Origin of the sequence: Sphaerobacter sp. (assembly GCF_019683595.1) — a bacterium.
Taxonomy (GTDB): Bacteria; Chloroflexota; Chloroflexia; order Thermomicrobiales; family Thermomicrobiaceae; genus Sphaerobacter.
This window is the reverse complement of sequence record NZ_JADGHZ010000030.1, coordinates 18,199-29,490: the sequence shown is the minus strand read 5'-3', so window position 1 is coordinate 29,490 and position 11,292 is coordinate 18,199. Positions and strand designations below refer to the sequence as shown.

The following is an 11,292-nucleotide window of genomic DNA, read 5'->3' as shown; positions in this document are numbered from 1 at the left end:
CCGGCGCCCCCGAGGTGGGGGGGGGGCCCGGCGCGCGGGGGGCGGCCCCGCCCCGCGGCCGATGGTGGTGCCTGACGGGTCGCTCGCCGCCCCGGTTCCCGTGCCGAACATCACCGCCCGCGCTGTGCTCGCGGTCGATCTCGTCACGGGTGCAACGCTGACGGCCGTCAACCCAGACATGCCCTTTCCACCCGCCAGCACGACGAAGATGCTGACGGCCCTCGTCGTCCGCCAGCATGCCACGCTGGACGAGCTCGTCACCATCGAGCCGGGGGATCTGGTCGATGAGGAGATCTACGCCCACGTGGGCCTCCGGCCCGGCGACCGCGTGGCGGTGCGTGACCTGCTCGCCGGCCTGCTGATCCCGTCGGGCGGTGACGCCGCGCGGGCGCTCGCCCGCGTTGTCGGGGCTCGTCTGGATCCGGGCGCAGCCGATCCGCGCGCGGCGTTCGTCGCGGAGATGAACCGCGTCGCCCGGCGCCTGGGGATGCGCAACACGTACTTCGTCAATCCGGACGGGCGCGACGCGCCCGGCCAGCGTTCGACCGCCCGGGATCTCGCCATCCTCGGCGCGACGTTGCTAAAGGACCCGATCCTGGCGGAGGTCGTGGCGCGGCCGGTGACGACCATTTCCGTCGAGGGCCCGAACGCGCGCGACATCACGCTCTGGAGCACCAACCAACTGCTCGGGGAACTGGGCGTGCACGGGATCAAGACGGGAACGACGGCCGAGGACGGAGAGAATCTAGTTGCGGTGGCGTGGCGCGGAGACCATCAGGTCATCACGGTGACGCTCGGAAGCGACGAGGGTGAGCGCTTCAACGACGTGCGCGCCCTCTTCGACGCGCTGGATACCCACTTCCGCTGGGTGCGGCTCGGCCGGGACGGGGATCACCCGGACCTGGAGGACCAGCTCGCGGCCGACGGATTCCGGCTGATGACCAACCGAACCCTGCTGCTGACGGCGGGGCAGGCCGATCGGCTGCGGTACGACCTGCGGCTCGCGCCGGTGGGACGCTCTTCCCCGTGGGCTATCCAGGGTGAGGTAGTATTCCACGTGGGCGCAACGGAGGTCCTGCGGCTCCCCGTGTATCGATCCGGACGCGAGGCCGGAGATCCGTCCCAGCCGTGACGGGCCGTTGCTCCCGACCGGCTCCGACGATGCCTCCGGGGTCGGCGAGCAGGCGAGGAGCGACCGGTGGAGAGACTGCAACGAGTGCTGGCCGCGCATGGCGTGGCCTCCCGTCGCAAGGCTGAGGAGCTGATCACCGCGGGGCGGGTCACGGTGGACGGCCAGGTGGTCCGCGAGTTGGGCGTTCGGGTGGACCCGCAGCGCCAGGAGATCCGTGTGGACGGCAAGCGGCTGCGTCCCGAGCGCCGCCGCTATATCATGCTCAACAAGCCACCGGGCTACATCACGACGGTCAGCGACGAGCGTGGCCGCCGCACGGTCATGGATCTGGTCCAGGTGCCGGAGCGGGTGGTGCCCGCTGGGCGGCTCGACCGTCCGACGGCGGGGCTTCTCCTGCTCACTAACGACGGGGAGCTGCTGTTCCGCATCACCCATCCTCGCTACGAGTTGGAGAAAGAGTACGAAGTCCTGGTGGATGGGCACCCGCCGCCGGCGGTGCTTGACCAGTTGCGGCGCGGCGTGACGGTGGACGGGGAGCGCGTGGTGCCGGATCAGGTCCGGCCGCTCCGGATCGAGGAAGCCGGGACCGTGCTCCGCATCGTCATCCACGAGGGCCGCAACCGCATCGTGCGCCGGATGATGGAGCGGGTCGGCTACCCGGTGCTCAAATTGACGCGGACGCGGGTCGGGCCGATCCACGTCCGGGGCGTGCCGCTCGGTGCCTGGCGCGACCTGACGCCGGGGGAGGTCACGCAGTTGCTGGAAGCGGTTGGCCTGGACCCTGCCTCGGCGGGTCGTCCGTTGCCGGAACCGGGGCGCCGGTCGGCTCCCGGCGGGCGGCGGGGCGAGGAACGTCGCTCGGGGCCGGCACGGCGGGGTGATCGGCGCGGTGGGCCGGAAACGGGGCCGCGCGAGCGATTCGGGAGAGGGCGTGGAGGTGAGCGAGGTGCCCGGCGACCGCCTGGTCGTGGCGATCGACGGCCCGGCGGCGGCCGGCAAGACGACCGTGGCGAGCGCGGCGGCCCGCCGGCTTGATGCGCTCTTCTTCGATACCGGCGTGATCTACCGGGCGCTGACGCTGGCGGCGCTGCGGCACGGCGTTGCACCCGAGGACGGCCTGCGGCTGGCCGGCCTGGCGCGGCACCTCGACATCCAGGTGCGGCCGCCATCCCAGCCGGACGGGCGCTTCTACGACGTCTGGCTCGAGGGCGAGGATGTCACCCAGCAACTCCGCGACCCGGAGGTCGATCGCGCGGTGTCGGCGGTGTCGGCCCACCCGGCGGTGCGCCGGGCGTTGCTCGACGTCCAGCGCCGGATCGCCCGCTCCGGTCGCGTCGTCCTGACCGGGCGGGACATCGGCACGGTCGTCGTGCCGGACGCCGACGTGAAGATCTGGCTCGACGCCTCCCTGGAAGAGCGCGCGCGACGGCGCCAGCGTGATCTGGCCGCGCAGGGGATCGAGCGGTCGCTCGACGAGGTGATGGAGGAGATGGAGCGGCGGGACCGGGCGGACGCCGAGCGTGCGATCGCGCCGATGAAGCCCGCGAAGGACGCGGTCGTCATCGTCACCGACGGACGCTCGATCGAGGAGGTCGTGGAGGAGATCGTCCGGCTGGCCGGAGGGGAGAGCGAGTCGCGATGACCACGGGGGGGAGTCCGGACGACGCAGCGTGGCCGGAGTCGCGGCGCCGTCGCATCAAGCTGGCACTGTTCCGCGGGGCGCGGGTCATCGTGCTCCCGCTTCTCCGGCTGCTGCTCGGGATGCGGATCGAAGGTCTGGAGAACGTCCCACCGCGCGGCGGTGCGCTCGTGGTGGCGAATCACCTCCACAACTCCGACCCGATCCTCCTGATCGCGGCGTTCCCGCGTCCGGTCTTCTTCATGGCCAAGAGCGACGTGTGGCGCGTGCCGGTGGCGCGGTGGTTCGCCGAGTTGTCCGGTGCCTTCCCGGTTGAGCGCGGGCGGCCGGATCGCAAGGCCCTCCGCCACGCCGAGCAGGAGCTGGCGCGCGGCTGGCTGGTCGGCGTCTTCCCGGAGGGCGGGCGCAGCACCACCGGCGCGCTGAAGAGTCCCTATCCCGGGGTAGCGTTGATCGCGGCGCGCAGCAGAGTGCCAATCATCCCCACCGCGATCTGGGGCACGGAGGTGCTGCCGTTCAACGGGAAGAAGGGACGACGGAAGGGGAAGGGGTGGCCCAAGGTGCGCGTGCGGATGGGCAAGCCCTTCTACCTCCCGGAGGGGACCGGTGACGGGAGCCGTCCCGACCTGGCGACGCTCACCGACCTCATGATGATCGAGGTTGCTAAGTTGCTGCCCCCCGAATACCGCGGCATCTATGCCGACCGGGTGGCCGAAGCCGCCGCGGAGCCGCATCCATCTCCCACCCCGCTCCCGACTGCCGGGGAGGAGCGGCGGTAGGGGCACGCCGGCGGTGCGGCCACGGTGTCCGACAGGCGAGCTTGCCGCTGCGAGGGGGGCGGCGGTGCGGAACGTTGCGTTCGCTCGCCGGTGCGAATCCGCCCTTGCGGCGTGCCGTCGCTGCGCCACGGACAGGGGCGAGCGGAGCGGGTGAGGCGACCCGGCGACGTCGATTCGGTCCCGTACCTACTTGTACGTACTAGCGGTCTGGTGTAGTATGGTGCCTACTGGTCAAGGTAGGGCCGCGCACGACACGGCCAGCCGGGCCCACGTGGGGGACGTGGCTCCGCGCAGCCGCCTTGACCGTCTCGGGTAGGGAAGGTCTGATTGGGGAGGCCGACGGTGGGCCGGAGCCGGGCATGGCGCGTCCGGTGGAAGAGCCACCTGCTCTTCCTGACCGTACTGTCGCTCCTGTGGTGGCAGACAGGTGCGGTAGTCGCGGCGGACCATCCACCCGACATTGCCGCGGCGCATGCGGTGGTGGTGTCGGCGGACACGGGCGAGGTGCTCTTCGACAAGGGCATGGATGCCGAGATGGCTCCGGCCAGCCTCACCAAGATCTTCACTGCGGTCGTCGCGTTAGAGACGGCACCCCTCGATCAACCCATCACCATTACGGAAGACGATCTGGTCGGCGAATCGGCCATGGGGCTGATCGCCGGCGAGGAAGTTACCCTCCGCACCTTGCTCTACGGCATGATGCTGCCCTCCGGCAACGACGCCGCGATGGCGATCGCGCGCGGCCTGAGTGAGCCGTCGGACGGCAGTTCATCGACATCGATCGCCCCCTTCATGGCGCGCGTGAACGAGCTCGTGCAGCGGCTGGGCCTGACCCACACCCACCTGGTGAATCCGCACGGCCTCGACGAGCCCGGGCACGTCTCCAGCGCTCGCGACATCGCAGCGATCACGATGTACGCGCTCGGCAATCCCGAGTTTCGGCGGATCATCGGGAGCGCGTACTACGCGGACGAAGGCTTCGAGCTCTACAGCAGCAACGAGTTGCTCTCGAGCTACTCCGGCCTGATCGGCGGCAAGACGGGTATCACCGACGATGCGGGCTATTGCCTGGTCGAGGTGGCACAGCGTGACGGTCACACCATCATCGCCGTGGTGCTCGGCAGCACGGCCGATGATTGGTACGCCGACGCGGTCTCGCTGCTGGACTACGGCTTCGCCGCCCTTGCCGCGGCGCCGTCGGACCCGGCCCGCCCCCGGATCACGCTGGCGCCGGCCGAGCCAGTGGTGGCGGCGCCGACCGTCCAGGCAACGCCGGCGGAGGGCTCCTCGCTGACGGTCGATCGGGTGGCCGACACGACGGCGGTCGTACACGCGGCGGATGCGAGGCCGGGGAGCGGCGGACTGTCGTGGCGCTGGCCGCTGGCGTCGGTTGCCACGATGGGCCTGGCCCTGGCGCTGATCGTGAACTATCCCGTTCTCCTCGGGGTTGGTGGGCTGCTCTGGCAGCGTCGCCGGGCCGGCCATCTTGCGCTCGGCGTGCCGCGCCTCCTGACACGGTTGTTCCGGCCGCGACCGCAGCGCCGGCGAATCCAGTCCGCGCCGGTAGCCTCTCGCACCACCCCGATGCGCCGAACCGCACCGGCCGGCGCGACGCTGGCCGTTCAGACCGCCCCCACGCGCCGGACCGCGCCGGCCGTTTCGACCGCGCGGCCCACGACACCGGTGTGGCGGCCGAGCGCGGCGCGGATACCTGCGGAGCCGCAAGTCGTGCCGCTCAACCGGGCCGAGGCACTCGCGTCCCGTGCCGTGCGCCTGGCCCGTCGGGGCGATTACCGCGCCGCGACGCACGAGTTCGCCCGGTCGCTACAGGCCGACCCCACCTATGACCTCACCCGCTGCCCCGGCTTCTGGTCCATGGATGCCCTGGGCTACGTCGCGGCGGCGCGCGCCTATCTGCTCCTCAACCGCCCGGCCGACGCGCGCACCCTGGCGACCATCGTCCAGTTGAGCTACGGCTCAAGCCGCGAGCTGGAGCGAGTTCTGGCCCGTACCGGCACCACCGCAGCGTTGGTCTAGGATTCGGACCGGCGCGTGCTCCTCGCGTCACTCTCGCCGCGGAACGTGCCTGGGGCCAGAGCCGCCGGGATGACGATGGGAAGCCCGCTAGAGCTGGCCCAGGACGGAGATCCGACCGGGTGGCGTGAAGGATCCCACGCTGTGGCGCGTGCCCGGGGCTAAAGCCGCCGGGCTAGGAAGCGAAGCCCACTGAAGGGGCTGGGGACGCGGTGTCCGGTGGGTGGTCGGATCGGGTCCGCCGAGGTGCGGGACACGAGAGCCCCTTCAGTGGGCTTTTCATATTCAGCCCCGTGGCTTTAGCCCCGGGCACGAGCCGAGCGGCGGACCCCCATATCATTCGTCCAACTCCATGAGCGCCGGGCACATGCCGGAACGCTGGATTCCGTACCACCTGGACGTGAGTCCGATTCCTCCAGCCGGCTTGAGCCGGCTTTCGTGGTGAGCCCGGGGCTTGAGCCCCGGGCACCGACTACGCTGCGGGGCTCCGTGCTACGCGGGGGATGGCGGCCTGCCCGCTCCTGCGTCACGACTACAGACTCGATCCATCTGCCAGACGGCATCGCTCGAGGGCCATCGCTCAGTCGGCAGGCCATCGGGGCTGCCGTCGTACCCTCTGCTGATGGGTTCCCTGCGGTTGACACCGGCGGGCTGGATCGGGTAGCACCCGGGCAGGGAACCCACGCCCACCGAGTCGTCAACGCACATTGATACGAACCATATAAGCTGTTATACTACGTGCGTGTGAAACACGGTGGTAGCTCCGGGGAGGTCGCATGCGTCAGAACGAACCACTCTACGTGATCAGCGTCGCGGCAAGGCTGCTGGAATTGCACCCGCAGACGCTGCGGAAGTACGAGCGGGAGGGCTTCGTCTCGCCGTCTCGCACCGCCGGGAACCTGCGGCTCTATTCGTCGAGCGACATCGAGCGCTTGCGGCAGGTCAAGTACCTGGTGGAGCGGCGAGGGATCAACCTCTCCGGCGTGCAACTTGCCATGGATGTGACCCGCAGGCTCCGCGGCATTCGGCGTGAGGTCCAGTCGCTCTCGGACCGCAATAACGGGCGACTCGACTACCTGGTTCGAGAGATCGATGCACTGTTGGAGTTGCTCGGCACCTCCCCCGACGTCGAATAGCCAGCGACGGACGCGCGACCCATCCACGACCTGGGAGCACCCACACCCTGCCGGTGCCCGCGGGGTATCGGCACCTGCTTGGGAGAGTTGACCGATGAATCTATCGCGATTGACCGAGAAGGCGCAAGAGGCGCTGATTACTGCTCAAAGGGAGACCGAAGAGCGGCGCCTTGCGCAGCTCGACGTCGAGCCGCTGCTCTACGCCCTGGTCAGCCAGCGCGACGGAGTCGTGCCTCAGGTGCTCCTGCGGCTCGGGATCGACCCGCGGGCGGCGCAGGCGGAACTGCTCCGGACGGTCGAGGCGTCGCCGAGATTGCAGTACAGCGCGGAGCCGGTGCTCGGCGCCGGGCTGCGGCGTGTCCTGGAGCGCGCCGAGCAGGAGGCCCGTGCCTTCGGCGACGAGTACATCAGCACTGAGCACCTCCTCCTGGCCGCACTCGAAGCGACGCCGAATGCACCGGCGGTCAAGGCGCTGCAGCGGCTGGGTGTGAACCGGGATCGTGTCCTGACGGCCCTGAGCCAGATCCGCGGCGCGCAGCGCGTGACCGGCACGAACCCCGAAGACACGTACCAGGCGCTGGAGAAGTACGGCCGCGATCTGACCGATCTGGCCCGCAAGGGGAAGCTCGACCCGGTCATCGGGCGCGATGAGGAGATCCGTCGGGTCATCCAGGTGCTCTCGCGCCGGACCAAGAACAACCCGGTGCTGATCGGCGAGCCGGGCGTCGGTAAGACGGCGATCGTCGAGGGGCTCGCCCAGCGGATCGTCCGCGGCGACGTGCCGGAGGGCCTGAAGGACAAGCGGATCGTGCAGTTGGACCTGGCGGCGATGGTCGCCGGGGCCAAGTACCGTGGTGAGTTCGAAGAGCGCCTGAAGGCCACGCTTAACGAGATCCAGGAGGCCGAGGGGCAGATCATCGTCTTCATCGACGAGCTGCATACCGTCGTCGGCGCCGGCGCGGCCGAAGGGGCGATGGACGCCTCGAACATGCTGAAGCCGATGCTCGCGCGCGGTGAGTTGCACGCGATCGGCGCGACGACACTCGACGAGTACCGCAAGCACATCGAGAAGGACGCCGCGCTGGAGCGCCGGTTCCAGCCGGTGCTCGTCGGTGAGCCGACCGTCGAGGACACCATCAGCATCCTGCGTGGGCTGCGCGAGCGGTACGAGCTGCACCACAAGGTCCGTATCCTGGACTCGGCGCTGGTCGCTGCTGCGGTGCTGTCGAACCGGTACATCACCAACCGGTTCCTGCCGGATAAGGCGATCGACCTCGTCGACGAGGCGGCCGCCCGCCTGCGGATGGAGATGACCAGCATGCCGGCGGAGCTGGACGAGCTTCACCGGCGAATCATGCAGCTCGAGATCGAGCGCGAGGCGCTGCGCAAGGAGCGCGACGACGCCTCGAAGCAGCGGCTGCAGGAGCTGGAGCGCGAGCTGGCCGACCTGCGCGAGCAGGAGCAGGTGTTGCGCTCGCAATGGGAGCAGGAGCGCGAGGCGATCCAGCGGATCAGCGAGCTGAAGGAGCAGATCGAGCAGACACGGCATGAGATCGAGCAGGCGCAGCGCGCGGCCGACTACGCACGCGCGTCGGAGTTGCAGTATGGCCGGCTGGTCGAGCTGGAGCGGAAGCTCAAGGAGGAAGAGCGGCACCTGTCCGAGGTGCAGACCCACGGCAAGCTGCTCAAGGAGGAAGTCGACGCCGACGACATCGCCGAGGTGGTGAGCAAGTGGACCGGTATCCCGGTCAGCAAGCTCGTTGAGGGCGAGATCGAGAAGCTGGTTCACATGGAGTCGCGGCTGCACCAGCGCGTCGTGGGGCAGGACGAGGCGATCGAGGCGGTGAGCAACGCCATCCGCCGTGCCCGGTCCGGGTTGCAGGACCCGAACCGGCCGCTGGGGAGCTTCATCTTCCTCGGGCCGACCGGCGTCGGGAAGACCGAGCTGGCGCGGGCGCTGGCCGAGTTCCTCTTCGACGACGAGCGCGCCCTGGTGCGGATCGACATGTCGGAGTACCAGGAGCGGCACACCGTCGCGCGGCTGATCGGCGCGCCGCCCGGCTACGTCGGCTACGACGAGGGCGGGCAGTTGACCGAGGCCATCCGGCGGCGGCCCTACGCGGTCGTCCTGTTCGACGAGATCGAGAAGGCGCACCCGGAGGTGTTCAACGTCCTGCTCCAGGTGCTCGATGATGGCCGGCTGACCGACGGCCAGGGCCGGACGGTCGACTTCCGGAACACGGTCATCATCATGACCAGCAACCTAGGGTCGGCCTATATCCAGGCGGCGGGGCCGCAAGGCGAGGCCGAGATGCGGCGCCGGGTGTTCGAGGCGCTCCGCAATCACTTCCGGCCGGAGTTCCTGAACCGGATCGATGAGATCGTCATCTTCCACGCGCTGACGCGCGAGCATCTGGCGATGATCGTCGACATCCAGCTCCGGCAGGTGGCCGAGCGGCTGGCGGACCGCAACATCACCCTCCAGGTGACGCAGCGGGCCAAGGAGTGGCTGGCCGACCGTGGGTACGACCCCGTCTTCGGCGCGCGCCCGCTCAAGCGGACGATCCAGCGCGAGGTGCTCGACCGGTTGGCCAAGTCGCTGCTGGCCGGGAAGATCCACGAAGGCGACACGGTTACCGTCGATGTCGGTCCGGATGGCGAGCTGACGATCCAGGGTGTGCTGTCCGCGGCCGAGGTCGTGGCGTAGGCGCGACGGCGCCGGTTCTCCCCGGTTGGCGTATAATCCTGACGGTCGGTCCGCACGGGCCGGCCGTCAGGTGTCCTTCCGGACGGAAGCCGTCGTGCTGCCCGGAGGACCGGGGATCCGGGTTGCTTGGGAAAGGCACCCACGGGATGGGCATCATCCATGATCTGCTCCAACTGATCATTCCTGCCGTCGTGCTCGCGTTGATCCCGATCCTGTTTATCCTCATCTTCGACATCGGCGCACACCTGCGGGAGCTCTTCGGCAGGCGGTAGCGTCGCGGCGGGAGGCGGCTCGACGCGATGTCCGATCTGAGCCAGCTTGGCAAGATCATCCTCCTCGTCGGGTTCGCGCTCATTGTGCTGGGCGGCATGATCTACCTGGCCGGCCGGGTGCCGCTGCTGGGGCGCCTGCCCGGTGACATCACCATCCGCCGCGGGCCGGTCACCATCTATATCCCGCTGGCGACGATGCTCCTCCTCAGCCTGATCCTCACTCTCATCCTGAACATCGTGTTTCGCCGCTAGGGCGAGGTCGCGCTGCGGCCGTGCCCTGCGTTGCGGCCCGAATAGAGGGTCATCCTGAGCGACGCGAAGGATCGCTCGCGTGTGTCGTTGCACCACGCCGAGATCCGGCGCTGCGCTCAGGAAGACATCGCATTTTCCAGGGTGGAACGGCACTGCTCAGCGAGAGCGGCCCTCACCCCCGACCCCTCTCCCAACCTTGGGAGAGGGGAGTTCCATACGAGGGCCAGACCAGACGCCGGCGCTCCTGTTGTTCTCCTGCCCCGAACGACGGCTCGCAGGAAACCGAGGGCTTGGCGGGTTTTGCGCGTCCCGTCGCGGAACAAAGGGCCGCCGCCGGGCGTCATCCTGACAGGGTGGGCCGTGATGGCCCGCTGTGGAGTGAGGAGGAGACAGATGCGGGCGGCCGGACGATCGACGGTGGTGCTGTTGCTGGGAGTGCTGGTGCTGGCTCTGGGGCTAGCGGCCTGCGGCGGCGTGCGCGAGGAGTCGGCGGTGGCTCCGAGTGCGGGGGGCGGAGCCAGTAGTGTGTCCACCAACGATAGCGCGGATGGCGCGCGGGAGAGCGCTGGAGCGGCGCCACCCCAGGCCGCGCAGATCGCGGACTGGGACCGGCGCATCGTGCGCACCGCCGAGCTGACGCTGACGGTCCAGAACGTCGAGCAGGCCATCGCCGCGGTGCGCGACATCGCGACGGCGCAGGGCGGGCAGATCCTGACCTCATCGACCTCCTACAACGGCGACTACCAGTCCGCGATGCTGACGATCGAAGTGCCCTCGGACCGCTTCGACCCGACCATGAGCGCGCTGCGGGGCCTCCCGCTGGTGGAGCGTGTGGACCACGAGACCACCAGCAGCCAGGACGTGACCGAGGAGTACGTGGATCTCCAAGCCCGGCTGCGCAATGCCGAGGCGACCGAGCAGCGGCTCCTCTCGCTCCAGGGACAGGCGACGCGGCTGGAGGACATCCTGGCGCTCGAGCGGGAGATCGCCCGCGTGCGTGGGGAGATCGAGCAGATGAAGGGGCGCCTGAACTACCTGGAGCGGCGCACCTCGTTCTCGCGGATCGACCTCCAGCTCCTCCCGGTCGGGGCCGGAGCAGGCCGGGCGGCGCACGAGTTCGACTTCGTGCGGGTGGTGCGCGAGGCGTGGGATGCGTCGATGCGCTTTGCCGGGCAGGTGGCGACGGTGGGGCTGACGGTTGTCGTCTTCCTCTGGTGGCTCTGGCCGCTGGTTGCGGCAGGGGCGGTGTACTACGCGCGCCGCGCTCGTCGCCGCGGCGCCACGCCCGGCGCGACCGAGGTGTGATGCCATCTCCGGGAACGCAGCACGCGGAACCGCGAG

General features: G+C 69.6%; 10 protein-coding genes. All 10 read left to right on the top strand.

From position 1 onward, the window contains the following. On the top strand, positions 1-1,132 hold a 1,132-nt coding region (locus IRZ30_RS05475; RefSeq protein WP_294083748.1), incomplete at its 5' end, for a D-alanyl-D-alanine carboxypeptidase family protein. A 66-nt stretch (positions 1,133-1,198) separates the two neighbouring features. Beyond that, complete coding sequence (locus IRZ30_RS05470; protein ID WP_294083747.1) at positions 1,199-2,167, top strand: pseudouridine synthase; 969 nt, start codon at positions 1,199-1,201, stop codon at positions 2,165-2,167. After that, entirely contained in the window at positions 2,064-2,774 is a 711-nt protein-coding gene (cmk, locus tag IRZ30_RS05465) for a (d)CMP kinase (protein WP_294083745.1), read from the top strand. The genes IRZ30_RS05470 and cmk overlap by 104 nt, the downstream gene beginning before the upstream one ends. Then, positions 2,771-3,550, top strand: a complete 780-nt coding sequence (locus IRZ30_RS05460) for a 1-acyl-sn-glycerol-3-phosphate acyltransferase (protein ID WP_294083744.1) — start codon at positions 2,771-2,773, stop codon at positions 3,548-3,550. Before cmk ends, IRZ30_RS05460 begins: the two co-directional genes overlap by 4 nt. A gap of 342 nt (positions 3,551-3,892) precedes the next feature. Next, positions 3,893-5,587 carry a D-alanyl-D-alanine carboxypeptidase family protein gene (locus tag IRZ30_RS05455; protein ID WP_294083743.1) on the top strand — a complete coding sequence of 565 codons (1,695 nt, stop codon included), beginning with the start codon at positions 3,893-3,895 and terminating at the stop codon, positions 5,585-5,587. A gap of 773 nt (positions 5,588-6,360) precedes the next feature. Then, positions 6,361-6,720 carry a MerR family transcriptional regulator gene (locus IRZ30_RS05450; RefSeq protein ID WP_294083742.1) on the top strand — a complete coding sequence of 120 codons (360 nt, stop codon included), beginning with the start codon at positions 6,361-6,363 and terminating at the stop codon, positions 6,718-6,720. Between the two features lie 94 nt (positions 6,721-6,814). Further along, positions 6,815-9,427 (top strand): ATP-dependent chaperone ClpB, encoded by a 2,613-nt coding sequence (clpB, locus tag IRZ30_RS05445; RefSeq protein ID WP_294083741.1) that lies wholly within the window; start codon positions 6,815-6,817, stop codon positions 9,425-9,427. A 146-nt stretch (positions 9,428-9,573) separates the two neighbouring features. Next, positions 9,574-9,699 (top strand): hypothetical protein, encoded by a 126-nt coding sequence (locus tag IRZ30_RS05440; protein WP_012870928.1) that lies wholly within the window; start codon positions 9,574-9,576, stop codon positions 9,697-9,699. A 27-nt stretch (positions 9,700-9,726) separates the two neighbouring features. After that, the gene (locus IRZ30_RS05435; protein WP_294083740.1) at positions 9,727-9,951 is read left to right on the top strand and encodes a DUF2905 domain-containing protein; all 225 of its coding nucleotides are present in this window, start codon (positions 9,727-9,729) and stop codon (positions 9,949-9,951) included. A 393-nt stretch (positions 9,952-10,344) separates the two neighbouring features. Then, a complete protein-coding gene (locus IRZ30_RS05430; RefSeq protein ID WP_294083739.1) occupies positions 10,345-11,256 on the top strand; it encodes a DUF4349 domain-containing protein in 912 nt (303 codons plus the stop codon). The last annotated feature ends 36 nt before the right edge of the window (positions 11,257-11,292 follow it).